Source organism: Enterococcus faecium, from assembly GCF_029023785.1.
In the GTDB taxonomy this organism is placed as follows: domain Bacteria; phylum Bacillota; class Bacilli; order Lactobacillales; family Enterococcaceae; genus Enterococcus_B; species Enterococcus_B faecium.
The window spans coordinates 1,527,239-1,545,481 of sequence record NZ_CP118955.1; the positions used below are offsets into that span (position 1 = coordinate 1,527,239).

The 18,243-nt window shown below is 37.2% G+C and carries 17 protein-coding genes, 1 tRNA gene, 1 pseudogene and 1 riboswitch; of the genes and pseudogenes, 3 read left to right on the forward strand and 16 right to left on the reverse strand.

Going from position 1 to position 18,243, the window contains the following annotated elements; translation table 11 throughout:
- Positions 1 to 97: 97 nt before the first annotated feature.
- The 6 genes from PYW34_RS07410 to PYW34_RS07435 form a co-directional block, all read right to left on the reverse strand.
- A complete protein-coding gene (locus tag PYW34_RS07410; protein WP_002289800.1) occupies positions 98 to 1,117 on the reverse strand; it encodes a 2-hydroxyacid dehydrogenase in 1,020 nt (339 codons plus the stop codon).
- Positions 1,118 to 1,135: 18 nt separating this feature from the next.
- Positions 1,136 to 2,137 (reverse strand): AEC family transporter, encoded by a 1,002-nt coding sequence (locus PYW34_RS07415; protein ID WP_079291926.1) that lies wholly within the window; start codon positions 2,135 to 2,137, stop codon positions 1,136 to 1,138.
- 278 nt (positions 2,138 to 2,415) lie between these two features.
- Positions 2,416 to 3,564, reverse strand: coding sequence for an N-acetylglucosamine-6-phosphate deacetylase (gene nagA / locus PYW34_RS07420; protein WP_002289803.1), 1,149 nt, complete (start codon positions 3,562 to 3,564; stop codon positions 2,416 to 2,418).
- Positions 3,565 to 3,639: 75 nt separating this feature from the next.
- Positions 3,640 to 4,476, reverse strand: a complete 837-nt coding sequence (locus PYW34_RS07425) for a helix-turn-helix domain-containing protein (protein ID WP_002295442.1) — start codon at positions 4,474 to 4,476, stop codon at positions 3,640 to 3,642.
- A gap of 183 nt (positions 4,477 to 4,659) precedes the next feature.
- A complete protein-coding gene (locus PYW34_RS07430; RefSeq protein ID WP_002303757.1) occupies positions 4,660 to 5,877 on the reverse strand; it encodes a pyridoxal phosphate-dependent aminotransferase in 1,218 nt (405 codons plus the stop codon).
- A gap of 148 nt (positions 5,878 to 6,025) precedes the next feature.
- Complete coding sequence (locus PYW34_RS07435; protein WP_002303756.1) at positions 6,026 to 6,205, reverse strand: hypothetical protein; 180 nt, start codon at positions 6,203 to 6,205, stop codon at positions 6,026 to 6,028.
- Positions 6,206 to 6,259: 54 nt separating this feature from the next.
- On the opposite strand from PYW34_RS07435, the gene PYW34_RS07440 reads away from it, so the two are divergent.
- Positions 6,260 to 6,343, forward strand: a tRNA-Leu gene (locus tag PYW34_RS07440).
- A gap of 239 nt (positions 6,344 to 6,582) precedes the next feature.
- Here PYW34_RS07440 and PYW34_RS07445 read toward each other — a convergent pair.
- Positions 6,583 to 7,953, reverse strand: coding sequence for a DUF6056 family protein (locus tag PYW34_RS07445; protein WP_002295438.1), 1,371 nt, complete (start codon positions 7,951 to 7,953; stop codon positions 6,583 to 6,585).
- Positions 7,954 to 8,045: 92 nt separating this feature from the next.
- Here PYW34_RS07445 and PYW34_RS07450 point away from each other — a divergent pair.
- A pseudogene (locus PYW34_RS07450) lies at positions 8,046 to 8,395 on the forward strand (VOC family protein).
- 271 nt (positions 8,396 to 8,666) lie between these two features.
- Here the strand turns inward: PYW34_RS07450 and PYW34_RS07455 are convergent.
- Together PYW34_RS07455 and PYW34_RS07460 are read right to left on the reverse strand one after the other, a co-directional pair.
- A complete protein-coding gene (locus PYW34_RS07455) occupies positions 8,667 to 8,957 on the reverse strand; it encodes a hypothetical protein (protein WP_002295437.1) in 291 nt (96 codons plus the stop codon).
- Positions 8,958 to 9,164: 207 nt separating this feature from the next.
- Positions 9,165 to 9,857, reverse strand: coding sequence for a hypothetical protein (locus tag PYW34_RS07460; RefSeq protein ID WP_002296429.1), 693 nt, complete (start codon positions 9,855 to 9,857; stop codon positions 9,165 to 9,167).
- 394 nt (positions 9,858 to 10,251) lie between these two features.
- On the opposite strand from PYW34_RS07460, the gene PYW34_RS07465 reads away from it, so the two are divergent.
- Entirely contained in the window at positions 10,252 to 10,875 is a 624-nt protein-coding gene (locus PYW34_RS07465) for a LysM peptidoglycan-binding domain-containing protein (RefSeq protein ID WP_002326685.1), read from the forward strand.
- An 83-nt stretch (positions 10,876 to 10,958) separates the two neighbouring features.
- On the opposite strand, the gene PYW34_RS07470 is transcribed toward PYW34_RS07465, so the two are convergent.
- The 7 genes from PYW34_RS07470 to PYW34_RS07500 form a co-directional block, all read right to left on the reverse strand.
- A complete protein-coding gene (locus PYW34_RS07470) occupies positions 10,959 to 11,681 on the reverse strand; it encodes a TatD family hydrolase (protein WP_002297012.1) in 723 nt (240 codons plus the stop codon).
- Positions 11,671 to 12,408 (reverse strand): ABC transporter ATP-binding protein, encoded by a 738-nt coding sequence (locus PYW34_RS07475; protein WP_002297010.1) that lies wholly within the window; start codon positions 12,406 to 12,408, stop codon positions 11,671 to 11,673. Before PYW34_RS07475 ends, PYW34_RS07470 begins: the two co-directional genes overlap by 11 nt.
- A gap of 11 nt (positions 12,409 to 12,419) precedes the next feature.
- The gene (locus PYW34_RS07480) at positions 12,420 to 13,412 is read right to left on the reverse strand and encodes an ABC transporter substrate-binding protein (protein WP_002330219.1); all 993 of its coding nucleotides are present in this window, start codon (positions 13,410 to 13,412) and stop codon (positions 12,420 to 12,422) included.
- Positions 13,413 to 13,426: 14 nt separating this feature from the next.
- On the reverse strand, positions 13,427 to 14,170 hold the full coding sequence (locus PYW34_RS07485) for an ABC transporter permease (protein WP_002297003.1): 744 nt from the start codon (positions 14,168 to 14,170) through the stop codon (positions 13,427 to 13,429).
- Positions 14,171 to 14,243: 73 nt separating this feature from the next.
- A riboswitch (TPP riboswitch) is annotated at positions 14,244 to 14,348 on the reverse strand.
- A 62-nt stretch (positions 14,349 to 14,410) separates the two neighbouring features.
- A complete protein-coding gene (locus PYW34_RS07490) occupies positions 14,411 to 15,733 on the reverse strand; it encodes a dihydrolipoyl dehydrogenase family protein (RefSeq protein ID WP_002330220.1) in 1,323 nt (440 codons plus the stop codon).
- On the reverse strand, positions 15,720 to 16,685 hold the full coding sequence (locus PYW34_RS07495; RefSeq protein WP_002289763.1) for an ABC transporter ATP-binding protein: 966 nt from the start codon (positions 16,683 to 16,685) through the stop codon (positions 15,720 to 15,722). Before PYW34_RS07495 ends, PYW34_RS07490 begins: the two co-directional genes overlap by 14 nt.
- The gene (locus tag PYW34_RS07500) at positions 16,682 to 18,220 is read right to left on the reverse strand and encodes an ABC transporter permease/substrate-binding protein (protein WP_002289765.1); all 1,539 of its coding nucleotides are present in this window, start codon (positions 18,218 to 18,220) and stop codon (positions 16,682 to 16,684) included. Before PYW34_RS07500 ends, PYW34_RS07495 begins: the two co-directional genes overlap by 4 nt.
- Positions 18,221 to 18,243: the final 23 nt, after the last annotated feature.

The window sequence follows — 18,243 nt, forward strand, 5'->3', positions numbered from 1 at the left end:
TCGAATTATCCCATACAAAATAGTCCAAGTATACAGAAGTAACAACTGTTTACTTGGACTATTTTTAAACATTTTATTGACGAATATCCATGTTTTCTTATCTTAATTGACGGGCTTTAGGAAGAGATACCTCATTTTTCGTTTTTCCAGTTTCTATTATTTCACGAAAGTTCTCGAAACTTGTCGAAATCATATTTGATAATGCCTCATCTGTATTTGAACCTACATGCGGGGTTACAAGAACTCTAGGGTACATTTCTACTAATTGCTGGATAGCAGGGTCTGGAATCGTCTCCCATGGCTTGAAGGATCGGAAAAAAACCTCTGTTTCATTTGCAAAAACATCGGTTGCAAAACCAGCTAAATGATTGCTTTTCAAAGCTCTTAAAATAGCTTCATTATCTTGAAGCTCTCCACGGGCTGTATTAATCAAGATGCTGCCTTTTTTCATTTGAGCTAAAAATCCTTCATTGATCATTTGATCGTTTTCACCTGGGATATGAGGTACATGAATACTGACAATATCGCTTTTGGCTAATAACTCTTCAAGCGAGTGGAACGTCAATACTTTTTTAGCAGCTTCTGTCTGATGAATATCGTAGCCGATCACTTTGGCTCCTAGTCCCTTAAACAAAACAGCTTCCGTCAACCCTATCCTGCCTGTTCCTATGATCCCTACTGTGCAATTTCTGATTTCACGACTAAACATTTGCTCATCCACTCGAAAATCTTTGAAAGATGTTCGGATCGTCGTATACGCAGTATTTCTCAAAAGCATCATGGCAAAAGTCAAAGATAACTCTGCTATCGCATTTGGCGAATACGATGGTACACGGGCTACTGTCATACCAAAATCAGCTGCCGCTTGTAGATCGATATGATTGACTCCCACAGTCCGTGTAAAAACATAACGAATCCCATATTCCTGCATTTTTGCAAGATTGGTCTCATCTGCTATACAATTTCCCCTCAACAATACAGCATCATGGTCCTTTGCTGACACGATATTGTCATGTGTCAACAGTTCTTCATAAAGACTGAGATCATAATGGTAAATATTCAATTTTTCAAAAAAATCTATCTCGTTCGGACGAACACCGTAACATGCGATTCTCATACTTTCTTCCTCCATTTCTTATGAAAATAAACCTATGCCATGAATCATTTGTAATACAACGATCCATACAGGTGTCAGTACCACAGCAAAAATAGTTGACAGTAAGGATGCATTGGAGGCTAAAAGTGCCTCCCTATCAAAACTGATAGCATAGGCTGCTGCCACTGTTGCAGCTGGTGTAGCCATCATGATAACGATTGTTGCCAGTGCTTCAAAATTGACTGGTAGAATATTCGTTGCCGTCAAAACTGCTAGAATCACGATATTCAATGCAGGTACAAATACCACTTTGACTAGACTGTAATACCATGAAGTTTTTTCAGATGCAGCTTTTTTGAAGCTTACTTCACCTAATGTTGCGCCGATTGCTAGCCACGCCAATGGTGAACTTAAACCAGCTAAATAATCCATCGGCTGAAATAGCCACGGTGCAGTCTGGTCAATTCGCAAAAACGCTACTTGGCTTATCTCTCCTTCTGCACCTGTAACTGACACTTGTGGCAGATACCCTTGGAACAGCCAAATGAAAAGGCCGGCAAAAGTAGCGATAATGATTGGATTGACGAACATCGCTTTGATATTTTTAGCTTCCATCTTCAAGCCACTCATTTTTATGTATCCATAAGAATACAAAAAGATTCGGTAGCCAATATTGAAAATTGAGGAATACATCACGCCGACAGGACCATAAATCGCACTGACGATAGGCGTTCCGAAAAAGGTCGTAGAACCAAAGATCGTCAGGACACGCAACGTTGTTTGCTTATCCCCTTTATAGCTTAAGAAAAAAGGTTTTGAAACTAGAATAAGAATAATATAAATAACTAATCCCCAAATCAAGACATTGATTCCTTGCATCAGTAATTCTGTATTGATATCTTGCATGAAAGCTCGAAATGCCAGTGCTGGCAAAGCCACTGTTAAGACGACTTTCGATAGAATTTTTCCAACAGATTCAGAAAAAATCCCCTTTTTTCTACAAACAAACCCTAATAATATAATAAAAACTGTTGAAGTGATTGCACTGACAATCGACATATCTGTCAAAGTCGATCGAAAAATGTCAAATAAGTTCATCTTTCTCCTCCTAATTATGTTCATTTATTCACAATAAAAAAACGCTTTTATTTTGCTAATACGTATTAACATTTTTAATTTTATCTTTACATTGTTACTTATTGAACAATAGGAAATTAAAGAAACTTTTGAAACTTATGTAAAGTGATTTTTACTAGAACACAAAAAAAACCTTAAAACCAAACTTAAGAAGTTTAGTTTTAAGGTTAACTTAAATTATATTATGCGTGGAAACGTTCCACGCCATCTAGATAAGTTGCTTCCAATGTCATATCAGGGTTCAATACGATAAAGTCTGCATCGCGTCCTTGAGCGATTTTTCCACATGTATCATCGATTTTACAGCTGATTGCTGGAATCAGACTAGCCATCATGACTGCTTGTTCTGGTGTTGCTAATCCCCAGTCTACAACATTTTTAATTGCTTCTTTCAATTTCAATATACTTCCAGCTAAGTTGCCAGATTCTAGACGTGCTGTTCCTTCTTTTACTACTACTGGAAATTCGCCTAAATTGTAATTTCCATCAGGCATCCCACCGGCCATCATACAGTCTGTAATTAATGCGACATGATCATGTCCTGCTTTTTCCATTAGGATTCCCGCAGCATTTGGATGTACATGATGGCCATCACAAATCAATTCAGAAAAGACATGTTCTAAAGATAATAACGCACCCACCATACCTGGTTCGCGATGATTCAATCCACGCATACCATTGAAAGCATGGACAAATACACTTGCGCCTGCTTCAACAGCTTTTTGCGCTTCTTCTAGTGTAGCATTACTGTGTCCTAGAGAAACAACTACTCCTTCTTCAGTCACTTGTTTGACAAACTCTTCTACACCTTGACGTTCCGGTGCTAAAGCAATTTTTTTGATTAAACCACCTGAAGCTTCTTGCCATTCATGGAAAGTATCCAAATCAGGATCCCCGAAATAACTTGGGTTTTGTGCCCCTTTGTGTTCTTCTGTGAAGAAAGGACCTTCAAAATAGATTCCTTTGATTTTAGCTCCTGGTGCTTCCTGATACATTTTGCCGATTGTCTCAGCTACATCTTTTAAACGTTCTTTGCTTGACGTCAATGTTGTTGGTAAAAATGAAGTCACTCCACAAGATAACAGACCTTCAGACATCACTTTGATGCCTTCTGCATCATTATCCATTACATCATGATTCATATAGCCGTGAATATGTGTATCTACCAAACCAGGAGCAATCCATTTGCCGCTTTGGTCAATGATGTTGACTTCTCCCTCAGGTAGTTCTTTGGTGTATTCACCAAAAAGTCCATCGGTAATTTCAAGATAGCCTGCATGTTTGACACCTGACGCTAAAAAGAATTTGTCAGCATAGATAAAAGTTCTCATTCTATTCTCTCCCTTTGTTTTTCTACCTCTAAAGTACTCTTATTTAGAGAAGAAGTCAAGAATGGTCTACACCATTTACAAATTTTTTGAAATTTGTTTCACAGCTTGTGCTAAGCCTTCATAGAATGCTGCTCTTTCTGGTTCTTCTTTACGCTTGTATATTAAGCTTTTAAGCACAAATAAATCATTGAGGTAATAGTAGCTATTCTTCTCTTGAGCCCAATAGATTCCTTGATTCACCTGTTCTAACGCTTCGTCGATTTCATTTTGATGGAATAAGAAATTTCCATAATTATAAAAAATTTGCGAAAATTCACTTTTTGATCGTTCATCAGCTGATTGATGCAGCAGTTGGATGCTTCGACTCAAATAGTAGCGTGCTTCAGCCGTTTTTCCTGCCACACCATATATTTTTCCGATACAACTAATCAGTTGTATTTCTGTGTCAGAAACATGGATTCTTTCTTTTTGGCTAGAGTAGCTTAATGCTTCTTTCAAATAATAAAGGGACTGAGAGATATTTTGACGCAACGTGAATTCGCAAACACCGAAATAATAATAATAGCGTTGAAAGTCAGTTGCTTGATACAGATTTTCAGAAATATCAGAAGATTTTAGTACTTGTTCTAACTTCCGATAATCACGTTTTTGGAAACAACTATCCAACAGTTCAAATAATTTATCGTTTGTCCGAGTAGTTTTTCGAGAGAGATTCATCACATGATCAATCGTTACCCCTAGCCGTTGACAAATCTGCATCATCACCAATACATTCGGCAGTTCCTCATTATTTTCGATCCGACTTAATACACTTTGTGAACAAATATCTTGCGAAAGCATTTTTTGCGTCATTTTTTGTTCTTTTCGAATCTCTTTAATGATCGTTCCAAAGGACTCGATTAACGTTTCCATAAGTATCCTCCCCAAAATATGCGTATTCGCATTCTATTCGTATTTTACTTTAGGAAGTCGCAAACTTCAAGAAAAGACTTGCAACTAAATAATATACTTTAGTTATTTAAGAAAACTCCACTAGAAAGAGAGCCTCAGTGTGTTTGTCTGTGGCCCTCCTACTGAAAAATTTGGTTTTTAAAATCATTTTTGGCGATAGGTTGCTAGGAATTCTCTCATTTTCTTAGCTGTTTGTTTCAAATCATCCATTTTAGGAAGATAAACGATTCGAAAATGATCTGGCTGGTTCCAATTAAATCCACCACCATGTACAAGTAGAATATGATGTTCATGTAAAAAGTCCAAAACGAATTTTTCATCATCCAAAATATTGAATCGCTTTGTATCAATTTTTGGGAATATATAAAAAGCAGCTTTTGGTTTTACGGCTGAAAGACCAGGAATATCATTGATTGCATTATAGATATATTCTCTTTGTTCATAGATCCTTCCGCCTGGCAGGAGCAGCTCATCGACACTTTGATAACCGCCTAGCGCGGTTTGGATAATTTGCTGAGACAATACATTGGAACACAAACGCATGGAGGACAACATATTCAGCCCTTCTATATAGCCTTTGACGTGTGACTTATCTCCACTTAGGACCATCCAGCCTACTCGAAATCCTGCTACACGATGAGATTTGGATAGACCGTTCAGCGTAACAACGAACAAATCAGGCGCTAATGTAGCAATCGGAATATGTTCTAGACCATCCATCACTAAGCGATCATAGATTTCGTCGGAATAAATAATCAGGTTATTTTGTCGAGCTACTTCAACGATTTCTTCTAATAATTCTTTTGGATAAAGTGCCCCAGTAGGATTATTAGGATTAATGATAACAATAGCTTTTGTCCGACTCGTTATTTTTGATTTGATATCATCAATATCAGGATACCATTCTGCCTCTTCATCGCAAATATAATGAACAGGTGTGCCTCCAGCTAATGCAATAGAAGCCGTCCACAACGGATAGTCCGGCATTGGAACCAGTACTTCATCTCCATTGTCCAGCAACCCCTGCATACACATCGTGATCAATTCGCTCACTCCGTTGCCGGTGTAGATATCATTGATCGTCACATTCGGAAAATGTTTCAGTTGGCAATATTGCTCAATTGCTTTTCTAGCAGAAAAGATCCCCTTGGAATCTGAGTAGCCTTCTGAGTCACGGGCATTCATGATCAAATCACGAATGACTTCGTTTGGTGCTTCAAATCCAAAAGGTGCGGGATTTCCCGTGTTCAATTTTAAAATACTAATGCCCTCTTCTTGCATCCGCTCCGCTTCTTCTAGAACGGGACCGCGAACATCGTAACTGACACCTTCTAATTTGTTGGATTTTTCAAATTCTCTCATCACTTAGCCAATCCCTCATTTCAAAAAGTTAGAACTTTCCAAATTTTTTGTTATTTACTATTTCAATATCATACTCCATCCTAGAAAATTTTGCCACTTATTTAGGAAAAACGTAAGTATTAAAAAAACACAAACAAGCGTTGAGAACTTAATTGTCATGATAGTCATTCCATAGATTCGCTGCCCAATCCATTGCAATTCCACAAATGATTCCTAGCATAAAACCAAGCAAAAAACGTCCGAATGCAAGTCCAATCAATACACCTAAGATCATTCCCAGTCCTGAAAATTCTCCGTCATATTTCTCCATCTTAATAAGTCCTCCCATTTTTGAGCTTGACAACTATGTAAAACCTCGCTATCATTAGTGTGTTATTATTACGCAGATGTGTTGGAATTGGCAGACAAGCATGATTGAGGGTCATGTGAGCGTTAGCTCGTGTGGGTTCGAGTCCCATCATCTGCACTACAACTCGTGAAGTTAATTTTGCTTCACGAGTTTTTTTGTTTGAACGTTTCTTTATGCCATTATATACATATCACTGTATCCTTTACAAAAAGAACGTACAATCATGTAAACAGCCTGAGGTGAGTATATGAAGGTCGGAAACAAGCTACTCGTAGAAACTTGCAAGTGTTAAAACAATTAATCGAAAAACGAGTAAAATCCCTCACCTAATACTAAAGCGAGGGATTTTTTGTATATTATCTGTTTATCACCGTTATTATAAAGGTACAAATACCAAGCACGGTTAATCCAAATTGCATAAATTCATTTTTTTGTACACTCATGCTTTTCATTAGCTCTTTAACTGCCATTAGTACTAAGATGGCGATAACAACATAAAGTATATAGTACGTCCGCATTCCGGAAGCCCATACTGTGGGAGAAAATCCCATAATTAACCTTGAACAAAATCCCATTATCATCAAAATAACTAAAAAAATAGAAGTTTTCTTATTGTCAAAACTTAAATAAATTCCAACAATTAAACATAGTAATAATGCCAAGACTACTAAAGTAGCTATCCAAGTACCTGGATAAAAAAGTGACAGTTTCGTTCCTAACTCTGTAAAGAGATTATTCAGGTTACTACTACTCCAAATCATTGCCCTTTTATTTCCATTGACGTAAGTAAAGCTTTGACCCATTGTATTACCAAAATAAATAATCAGGTTTAAGAAAAACGGTAATGCAGTCAATATACGCACATAATAGTTTTGACATTTCCTATATGTTAGAAGGAAAATTAAGAAAAATAGCAATAAAAATAAGATATTCATGTCTAAAAAAAACGGCTTTCCAAATGATGAAATACCTAAATCTAACTTATTAAGAAAGTTGAAATTTTTATATTCAGGAAACCATTTATTAATTTCATGTGCAGCACGTAATGCATTCCCTGGAGTTGTCAAAGAGAAAATTAATTCTGCTAAGCTTATTATTGAAAATACTGATAACTTATAATTATATCGTCCATTGACAATCAAATATAAACTAACTATACTTGTTAGAACAAAAAAACAGGCGTTGACTTGTTCTTGATTAGTTAAAAATATCAATAAAGGAATACTTACCCAATATATTTTTCTATTTATTTCTTCTCCTCTTAAGAGTTGAAAAAACGGATAAAAAGTTAGTAAACTAAATGCTACTGGCCACTGATAGTTCAAGGTGGTTGCTCTCCAACCGGTTTCCCCCATTACTGTCAATGGTATTAAACAGTATATAGAGCAAACCAATAATAAATTTTTAACATTTATTTTCTCAAAAACATACTTGCAAAGTAATACTACAATTCCTAACATAATCGTAGAATTTAATAATTTCCATAGCATAAAGTGTTTAGAAAAGAACATTAAGAATAGTTCTATAATAATTCTTGAACTCCATGTCTTATAATGTTCTATCGAAGCACCCAAATAGCCAAGTTCATCTAATCTACTTGCATAAACTACGTCATCCGCTCTCATAGTCGGCATATACATATTAAAGAGTAAAAAGATACCCCAAATCCCTATTAGTAACAAGATCAGTTCTTTGTTATTCGTTATTTTTCTATTATGTTTGTTCATTTTTATACTCCTTCTTATATTTCCTAATAGAGTATAACATAGCTTTAAGCATTACTTAAAGATAACTTAAAAGTTATCTTTTAAATACTTAATTGTTAAATACCTTATTTGATGCAAAAGAAATCTACGATAGTCAACAAAAAAATTTTCATTATATCCAGAAAAATTTTTCTTAGTTAAGGACCTATGGATTGCAGTAATGCAGAATTCGTCGAATAAACTGCCAAAGACATACAATCATATTGCTTTTAAAATTGACGAACAAGATATAGATTCGTTTGTCTCAAAAATCCAAATGTTAGGTTTAACTGTCGAACCAGGACGTTCTCGTGTGAAAGGCGAGGCTTCTTCAATTTACTTTTACGACTATGATAATCACCTCTTCGAGTTACATACCGGTACTCTCCAGGAACGTTTAAAATCCTACAATTCCACTACCTGAGACTAGTAATGACTAGTCTCTTTTTATGGCCTCTGATCCCCCCATTGAGCGAATACTAATAGGGCTTCGAATTGATCTGTTCAATCTTTAAGCAATATCCCTCAAATGAGTTTGGAAAGTTTAGTGATTCATCACAAATACTTAAATACATGTAGTTATATATAGATTGAGGTTCTTGTGAGCGTATGCTCGTGTGGGTTCAAATCCCATCGTCTGCATCCATCTTTCCAAAACAAGCGGCTAGGACATTTTTGTCTCAGCCGCTTGTTTTCTAGTTTATTCTTTCATCTTGTCGGACCTTTTTTCTTGGGTATAGACTTTTCTCATATTCTACCACAATTTTGGGTTTCCCTAACACATGATAGGATCTCACAACAAATTGCTTTCTATTATTATAATAACCTGTAACGACTAACTTCATCCCTTCGTCTACTTCAGCTAGGAAGTTCAAACTATGGGAAGCAATCAAACAATTGACCCCATTTAAACTGAAACGGATCAACGGTCTGGCACTAACTTGCAAAGTACGGATCTTATCTACTGTTCCATATTTTTTCTCCATAACCTTCACCTCAATACCATTATACGAACATACATTCCCTTTGTAAAGAAGAAACTCTGTTTTATCTTTTTGACTTTTTGTCTATTACCTTTCTTAAAATCATATTGGCACTTCCTGCGAAGATGAAGGACATGTACTAAAAAAAAGAGGCAGCAGTATAGATTACTGTTGCTTCTTTACTAATTTAGGTTTACTTGTTAAGAAAGATTATTTACGCAAATGTTCTTCAACAATTTGCTGAGATTTATCAGCTGTATCTTCCACTTCATCTTTTGCTTTTTCTAACTTTTGAATATATTGTTTCAAGCTTGAGTTTTCAGCAGTTGCTTCGTCTAATTTCTTTTGTGTATCTGTTAACTGAGTTTCTACATTTGTTTTTTCTTGTGTCAGTGTTGCGATTTGTTGATTCAAACCATTTACAGTATTTTGTAATTCTGAAAGTTTTGCTTGTGCTTCTTGTAGTCTTGCTGTCCAATCTGCATTCAGATGATTGATTTCATCATTTTTTTGGTTGATCTCATCTAGTTTGACATTGATTTCATTTTGTTTGCTTTGTAGTTGTGCATCCTTGCTGACTAATTGACTTTCTAAGTTTTGTTTTTCTGCTGCCGATTGATTTTTTTGGTTTTCTAATTCATTTACTTTTGTTTGGTATTCTTGGACATCTGCCTTTGAATCTTGCAATGTCTGTTCTTTTTGTGCTAGTCGAGCGGTAAGATCTGTAATCGCTTGCTCTTTATCTGTCAATGTATGATCAAGCTGTGTCAGATTCTCATTGATTGTATCAATATCTGTCTCTCCACCCCACAAAATAATTTCATTTGCGTACCGCGTGCCTGTGTAGCCAATTAGACATAGAAATGCAACGACAATCCCACCAGTAATAAATTTCTTTTTCATTTGCATAGCTCCTTAATCCAATACTTTTACATACTAAAAGTAAGTGATCTCAAACACAATGTCAAGCGTTTTTAAATTACATATGTAATTTTAATATAAATACTATCAAATACTCATTTAATCCTCCTTTTTTATCTATTTAAAAAATCTTTTTTATAGAGAAAAATGCAGGTTAATACTTTCTTAAATAAATATTTATGGTGAACAAAAACAAAAAAGCAAGTTTTATTAAACGCAACCCTTTTCATTTCATAGATTACTGTATTTATTACAAAAAACGCGGATTTGTCATAAATTGTCATGCTTCTTTTACCTATGAAATATTTTCACGTGTTAAAGTATTCCTCGTTGAACACAACAAATAAAACTTTTTAACGAATAAAGGAGATTTTTCATGACATCACTTAAAACTTTACTTTTTGGAACAACTTTGGCTGCCGGCGCTGCATTCTTCATGGGAACGACTGCTCATGCGGACGAAGCTTATACCGTTCAATCAGGTGATACTCTATCAACGATTTCTCAAAAATACGTTGGTGATAACTCCTTGATCAATGCCATTGCAGAATCAAATTCAATTTCTGATATTAACCTGATTTACTCAGGACAACAATTAACAATCCCAACAGAAGGCTCTGCACAAGCAGCTGCTGAACCTCAAGCAGCCGTTCAAGAAGCACCAGTCCAAGCTGAACAACCTGTTGTACAAGAAACGGTTCAAACGGAAAAACAAGCAGCGCCTGTTGCTGAAACACAACCTGCTCCTGCTGTAACAGAAACTGCTGCTACTCCAGCAAGCACAAGCTCTGCAAAAGAATGGATCGCACAAAAAGAATCAAGCGGTTCTTACACAGCAACGAACGGACGTTACATCGGACGTTACCAATTAGATTCTTCTTACTTAAATGGTGACTACTCTGCTGCAAACCAAGAAAGAGTAGCAGAACAATATGTTACTTCACGTTATGGTTCTTGGGAAGCGGCGAAAGCATTCTGGGAAGCAAACGGTTGGTACTAAGATTCATTTATTAATCAAACAGTTTACTTTTATACAAAGAAAGCCAAAAAGAGGTGCGACACTAGTTGTGTCACATCTCTTTTTTATTTACCTAATCTAATGAAACGTTCCAAGTTTTGATAAGTATTTTTTTTAACTTCTTCAACTGATAGCTCTTTGATCTCAGCGATTGTCTTTAACTGTTCTTCAAGCAGTGAGACATAATCTTTTTCTGAAAAAATCCCCCCTAAAGCCCACTCTGCTGCATGTAGTCCATCCGTTTCAATAAGTAAGTGGTCGATTGGGACTGCTTTAGCTAGTTGCCAGACTGCTGGATTCTTTTTCAAATCAAGACCAATGCTGAAATAACAGCCTAAATCAATATAGTCTTGTTGATAGTCCAAAGAAGAATACCAATGGATCAAATAGTGATTAGGGTAAGCTTGGATATAATTTAAGATCTCTTTTTCGCATCCTTTTGTGTGCAGTACAACAGGTTTCTCATTTATGGCTGCAAAAGCAAGCTGTCGCTCAAATACTTTTTTTTGTGTAGTCATCGGTACATTCGTCCAAATATTATCTAACCCTATTTCACCGATGATCCTTGCTTTTTTCAAAAAAGGCTCAACTTGTTCAAACGTATAGCTATCTGCTTTCCAAGGATGGATACCGTAACTTAAGGCTTGAGTCTTACTTGCTGCAAGCTGTCTGTTTTCCTTCCATTCTTCTGGCGAATCACAATTGATGATCGTCAAAATCGTGTGTTCCTGCTGAAGGAGTGCTAAACTCTGACTCCCATCTAAATGACAATGAGCATCACTTAACATCTAATTCACCTGCCAATAACTGATAAATCGTTTGCTTCAACTCTGATTGCTGCAGTAGCCATTCACGTGACCGTCGTTTTTCAGGCACTTGAATCTCAGCAATCACATGTGCCGGACGGGCGGAAAGCACAAGAATCCTGTCTGATAAATAAATTGCTTCTTCGATATCATGCGTCACAAGTAAAGTAGTCCGCTTTGCTTTTTTAGGCAGCTTCAACATCCAGTCTTGCATCTGCCCTCTGGTCATAGCATCTAACGCTCCAAATGGTTCATCAAGAAGCAAGTAAGAAGAAGGATTCATGATTGTTCGTAACAAGGCCGTTCGCTGCTTCATCCCGCCAGATAATTGTTCCGGCAAAAAATGTTCATAGCCGTTTAACCCAAAGATATCCAGATAATCCCTTACTTGTTCTTCATTGATTGTTAGATGATTGATTTTTTGATATAACGTAACGTTTTGATAGACGCTCAGCCAAGGAAGTAACATATCTTCTTGCGGCATATAACTAAATGCTGTATGGAGACCAGTTACTTTTTGATCGTCTACTTTGATCGTTCCAGAAGTCATAGGCTGGACTCCTGTTAAAGTTTTCAGCAATGTTGACTTACCGGCTCCGCTTGGCGCGACAATCGATGTAAAGGTATCTTTAGGGATAGTGAAATGGATGTCTTCTAATATTTTCAGGTTTTCAATGACTACATTCAAGTGGCTGATTTGGATTGACATATCTATCACTCCTATTTTATAAACTGATTAGTGAATAGTTCTTGCGAAGGTACATCTTGCTTGATCAATCCGTTTTCCTGCATAAAAGCTGTATAATTGCGCCAAACTTTTTCTTCCATCAATCCCCAATTCTCAGGATCATCCGTATAATTTTTTGACAAGAATGCTTGTGATTCTTCTAAAAACGTCCGATCATTTTCTTTTGCATATTTTTGCAACAGTTTAGCACTGTCATTTGGATCCTTAATAGCTTCCTGATAGCCTTTTTTCGTGGCATCCATAAAAGACTGTACCAATTCTAGATCACTTTTGATCAGTTGATCATTCGTAATAATTACCGGAGTATAGTAATCTAACCGTTCATCTAATTCTTTCAATGGGATATAGTTTAGTTCAATACCCGCTTCTTTTGCTTTGATCATATCCCAACCTTCAAAGTACCATTGGATATCTGAGGATTTTCCTAAGCTTTCTGGCCCTTCTCCATTGCTTCCTACCATTGTCAGTTTTGAAAAGTCCCCGCCGTCTTTTTCCATCACAGCTTTTAAGACAGCTTCTTCACTTGGACTTTGCCAACCTGCATATGTTTTTCCTTCAAAATCTTTTGGTGAATGGATGTTACTGTCTGATAGGGTGGCGAATCCAGAAGTATTATGTTTGATCACTGTAGCAATTGCTTTGACTGGTATATTCTGTCCATCTGCGTGAGCATAAGTGACATCTTCTTGATAACTTACACCAAATTGTGCTTTGTCCGCACCTACTAGACCAATACTTGTCGAATTATCTCCTGGTTCGATGATTTGGACATTTAAACCAGCCTCTTTATAATAGCCTTTTTCTTTTGCTAGGTAGATGCCAGTATGATTAGTATTCGGTACATAATCCAAAACAAGTGTCACTTTTTTCAAATCCTTTATTTCTTGTTTGCTACTTGTTTCTTTTGCAGTGCCACAAGCGGATAAAAGCAACAGTAGCGGTAATAAAAGCCATAATTTTTTCATTTGATCCCCTTCTCTTAAAAAATATAAAGCATACGATAATACCCTTTTTTCAATAATGAACAAGCGCCATTCAGCAATAAACTCAATAGAATGACACAAATGATCGCAGCAAAAACTTTATCGATCTGGTAGCTGTTTTTTACGCGTATCATGTAATACCCTAAGCCTGCTTGAGCGCTTAGCCATTCTCCAACGACTGCTCCGCTGACACAATAAGTAGCAGCCACTTTTAAACCGGAAAAGAAGCCGGATAAACCCGCTGGTATTTTATATATTCGATAAATCTTCCCTGTATCTGCCCCCATCGTTTTCAAAAAGATGATTTGCTCTTTTGATACTTTCCTCAATGTATCCGAAAAAGAAACTACGATCGGAAAATAGCTTATCAAGACAACAAGGATCACTTTTGGAAGCATACCGAAACCAAACCATAGGGTAAGTAATGGCCCTAACACCATGATTGGCAACATTTGTGAAATCACTAGTAACGGATAAAAAGACATTTCTAAAAACTTCCAATAATCCATTGCCAAGGCAGTAATAAAAGAAAGAACGCTAGCTATTACCAAACCAAGCACTGCTTCATTTAATGTCGTGACAGAATGGGAAAGTAATACTTGTGCATCTGCCGCTAATGCAGAAAATACAGCAGCAGGTCCGGGTAAAATAAAGGCAGGTATTTTCCAAACTATGACAACAATCTGCCAAATAATTAAAATGAATGCCATACTGACTGCTGGATAAAGATTTTTCTTCATTTTGTTACCTCCTTTCTTCTAATATGAATAACAAAAAACGCTTGAAATGGGCACGACATAGTAACCCGCTTCAAGCGTCTGCTATGTTTCTCCCTTCACCAGTATTAACTGACAGGTTCAATGGGTCTAAGTTCACAACTTACTCTCATGTCGTCTACGACATCCCCAGAAACAGGTATTCATTTTTTAAAGTGTAGCACAAGAACGAAAAAGCAACAAGCGCTTTAGTTATCATGCTGATTATTTCAATAAATAGGAGAGATCACTTGCCAATGTCGGATACCCCATGATATAGCTATCCAACTCTTTTTTAGTCAATTTTTGATTGATGACTAGTGTCAAATCATCGATCAATTCGTCTGCTTGCTCGCTAATCACTGCAGCACCAATCAAATAATTTTGCTGGTCAAAGGTCAATTCAGCCTTAGCAACTGGTTCATTGACACGATGATAGGTGAACCAACTGGTAAGATCCATCTCTACCACTTGATCTGACGAAGAGGCGTGACTTTTTGTAACTCCTACTTCAGCAAGTTTAGGACTGGCGTAGACGATCGTAGGTATAATCGGATATTTGATAGGTTCGCTTGTTGCATCCGTTATCCGCTTAGCTACATAATTTCCTTCAAAAGTGGCGACTGGTGTCAATTTTGGGGTTTTCCTTGAAACAATATCTCCACACGCAAAAATTTTTGGATTGCTCGTTTGCAGATAATCATTGACTGCAATTCCGTGTTTATCAAAGACGATATTCGCTTGCTCAAGTGCTAAAGATTCTGTATTCGGCTGTCTCCCAGTCGCACAAAAAATCATATCTGCTACTAATTCCGTCTCTTTTCCGACTAAACGATAGCGAGTACCTTCTGAAATGATCTTTTGGGTTTCAACACCAAAAGCAAACTGAATGCCAGATGCTTCCATTTGATGGACGGCTTCCTCTACCAAAGACGCCTCAAATTCTTTTAATGGCCGTTGATTATGATGGACAATGGTTACTTTGCTCCCTGCAGCATTGGCAATCGTAGCTAGCTCAAAAGCAATATAACCACCACCGATAAAAATGATTTCTTTAGGCAGTACAGGCAATGATAAAAAGTCTGCACTAGTTTTCAAGTATTCCTTTCCCTCCACTGGTAAGATCGTAGGTCTTTGCCCGGTTGCCAAAACAAAGTAATCCGCATGGAAGACTTCTTCGTTGACTTCAATAGATGAATCATCCAAAAAACGAGCGGTTCCTGAAAGATGATCGATTTCAGCTTCTGCTAATTGTTTTTTTCGGCTTTCTGGGACTGGATCCGTAAATGTTCGTTTGAATTTTTGAAGTTCTTCCCAGTTGGCAGTTGGGATCTCGTTAAAACCTTTTCCACTCAATTGTTTTACCCGATTACGTGCCTCTACTGCACTTAACAAGACTTTTTTAGGATCACATCCACGGTTAGGACAAGTCCCGCCCCATAGATCTTCTTCGACCACTAGTACTGTTTTACCTGCTTCTTTCAATCCATAAGCAGCACTTAAGCCGCTCACACCTGAACCGATGATGATTGCATCATATGTTTTCATTTCCTTCCTCCTCTCGACTTAAAAAAGCAAAGATTTCTTTACTTGTCAGCGACCCAATACTTCTTTGCTTTTCTACTATCACAATGCTTGGATACACCGAAAGAAGCGAATATACTTCTTTCATAGGCGTATCAAAGCAAACTTGTTGACGAGCATTTTCTGGTATTTCATTTAAGAAATATCCATTGACGACTAAATCTTCTACTCGCCACTCTTTCGTCTGTTTCGGTTCATCAAAGAAATGCCGAACGTAGTCGTTTTTAGGATTCATCAATAACTGCTCTGGTGTGTCACATTGGATAATTTCTCCATCCTTCATAAATGCAATACGATCACCTAGCTTGATTGCTTCTTCCATATTGTGCGTAACGAAAACGATGGTCGTGCCCAATTCTTCGTGTAAGGACAAAACCAATTCTTGTAATGAGTTTCTTGAAATCGGATCTAATGCGCTAAATGGCTCGTCCATCAAAATCACATCTGGGCTTGCAGCAATAGCTCGGATGATCCCGATCCGTTGCTGTTCTCCTCCAGACAACTCTCTAGGCATACGATCTCGATAAATATCAGGAGATAAGCCAACTTTTTGAAGAAGTTCATCTACACGGTCTGCTCTTTTCTGCTTTTCCCAACCTAACATTTCAGGGATGACTTCAATATTTTGCTTGACTGTCATGGTCGGGAACAAAGCGATTTGCTGCAGCACATATCCCATATTCCACCGCATTTTCTGCAGATTATATTCATTTAACGATTTTCCTTTGAAGTAGATGTCTCCTGCTGATGGTTTAGATAATCCATTGATCATTTTCAAAGTAGTTGTTTTTCCACTACCGGAAGGACCAACCAAAACAAAGATTTCTCCTTTTTTGATTGCCAGATTTAGGTCATCGATGACATACTTTCCATCATACTTTTTTTGCACATGTTTGAACTCGATTAATTTAGTCACTGATCTTCCTCCTTTACTAATCCTTCATTTTTCAGGAAGATTCGTGCTACTTCTGTCGGCTTTTTCTTTTCGACATTGACTTGGTAATTCATATCAATCATTTGATCCTCTGTTATTTTTCCGCTTAATTTATTCAGTGCTTTAACGATTTCAGGATGTTCTTTAGCAAAATCTTTTTTCATCAGCGGTGCGCCTTGATAAGCTGGGAATAACCCTCGATCATCTTCTAGAGTCACTAGATCGTACTCCTTGAGCTGGCTATCTGTGGAATAGGCATCCACAATATTGACATCTCCATTATTGATTGCTTGGTAACGCAAACTTGGCTCCATGCTTTGTACACTTGAAAAATTCAAGCCATATGCTTCTTGGATTCCTTTATATCCATCTGAACGATCAATAAATTCCAGTGTGAATCCCGCTTTGATCTGATCAGAGATAGCTGCCAAATCGGAAATCTTTTTAAGTTGATGTTCGTTCGCAAAAGATCTCTTGACTGCCAAGGCATACGTATTTTGGTAAGCCATTGGTTTTAATAATGTCATATCGAATTGCTTATTCAATAATTCTTCTGCTTCGTCATATGTTTTTTCTTTTGTCAAATCAGCACTTTTCATTGCTTCAGGTACCTTCACCAAGCTTTCTAGGACAGTACCTGTGAACTCAGGATAGATATCGATTTGACCTTGATCCAGTGCATTGAACAAAAAACTCGTCTTGCCAAAATTCGGTTTTAATTCAACTTCTGTTTTTGTGTTGTCTTCAATCAATTCTTTATACATTTGGATCAGGATTTCAGGTTCCGCTCCTAATTTTCCAGCAATCGTGATGGTTTCATTTTTAAACAAGGCAGACTGATATAAAGAAACGCCGCCAAATAAACACACCACTGCTGCTAAAGTAATGATGGAATATCGAGGTTTCTTATGCTGCAACCAGCGAATCAGTCCGCTGAATATAATTGCAAGCAAGGCAGAACTGATCGCACCAATCAATGTCAAAACAGGTGTATTTCGGTCAATACCTAACAAAATAAATGTCCCTAATCCACCTGCTCCGATCAATGCTGCCAAAGTAGCCGTACCGATGATTAAAACTAAGGCAGTTCGGATACCTGAGATAATGACAGGTAATGCGATGGGAAGCTCTACTTTCAGCAAGCGTCTCATTCTGGACATACCAAATGCTACCGCTGCTTCTTCAATAGACGGGTCAATTTCAGCTAGACCAATATACGTGTTTTGGAAAATCGGAAGCAAAGCGTAAATAACAAGTGCAATCAATGCTGGAACAGTTCCGATCCCTACAAATGGGATAAGTAAACCTAATAAGGCAAGTGAAGGAATCGTTTGGAGCACACCCGTGATCTGCAATAAGACTTCTGCCATTTTTTTATGATTGGCTGCCCAAATCGCTAAAGGAATAGCAATCAGTGCTGCAATCAGCAAAGAAATGAGAGAAATGGACAGATGTTGAAATGCAGCTTCCAGCAACTCGCCTTTTCTTTCACTTAATGTTTGTATAAAATTATTCATGCGACCTTCCTTTCTGTTATTCT

Coding starts and splice junctions, on each gene's coding strand:
- PYW34_RS07445 (WP_002295438.1), bottom strand. CDS start 7,953: ATGAACAAACATAATAGAAAAATAACGAATAACAAAGAACTGATCTTG.
- PYW34_RS07475 (WP_002297010.1), bottom strand. CDS start 12,408: ATGTCAATCCAAATCAGCCACTTGAATGTAGTCATTGAAAACCTGAAA.
- PYW34_RS07485 (WP_002297003.1), bottom strand. CDS start 14,170: ATGAAGAAAAATCTTTATCCAGCAGTCAGTATGGCATTCATTTTAATT.
- PYW34_RS07465 (WP_002326685.1), top strand. CDS start 10,252: ATGACATCACTTAAAACTTTACTTTTTGGAACAACTTTGGCTGCCGGC.
- PYW34_RS07430 (WP_002303757.1), bottom strand. CDS start 5,877: ATGAGAGAATTTGAAAAATCCAACAAATTAGAAGGTGTCAGTTACGAT.
- PYW34_RS07425 (WP_002295442.1), bottom strand. CDS start 4,476: ATGGAAACGTTAATCGAGTCCTTTGGAACGATCATTAAAGAGATTCGA.
- PYW34_RS07460 (WP_002296429.1), bottom strand. CDS start 9,857: ATGAAAAAGAAATTTATTACTGGTGGGATTGTCGTTGCATTTCTATGT.
- PYW34_RS07500 (WP_002289765.1), bottom strand. CDS start 18,220: ATGAATAATTTTATACAAACATTAAGTGAAAGAAAAGGCGAGTTGCTG.
- nagA (WP_002289803.1), bottom strand. CDS start 3,564: ATGAGAACTTTTATCTATGCTGACAAATTCTTTTTAGCGTCAGGTGTC.
- PYW34_RS07480 (WP_002330219.1), bottom strand. CDS start 13,412: ATGAAAAAATTATGGCTTTTATTACCGCTACTGTTGCTTTTATCCGCT.
- PYW34_RS07455 (WP_002295437.1), bottom strand. CDS start 8,957: ATGGAGAAAAAATATGGAACAGTAGATAAGATCCGTACTTTGCAAGTT.
- PYW34_RS07470 (WP_002297012.1), bottom strand. CDS start 11,681: ATGTTAAGTGATGCTCATTGTCATTTAGATGGGAGTCAGAGTTTAGCA.
- PYW34_RS07490 (WP_002330220.1), bottom strand. CDS start 15,733: ATGAAAACATATGATGCAATCATCATCGGTTCAGGTGTGAGCGGCTTA.
- PYW34_RS07435 (WP_002303756.1), bottom strand. CDS start 6,205: ATGGGAGGACTTATTAAGATGGAGAAATATGACGGAGAATTTTCAGGA.
- PYW34_RS07410 (WP_002289800.1), bottom strand. CDS start 1,117: ATGAGAATCGCATGTTACGGTGTTCGTCCGAACGAGATAGATTTTTTT.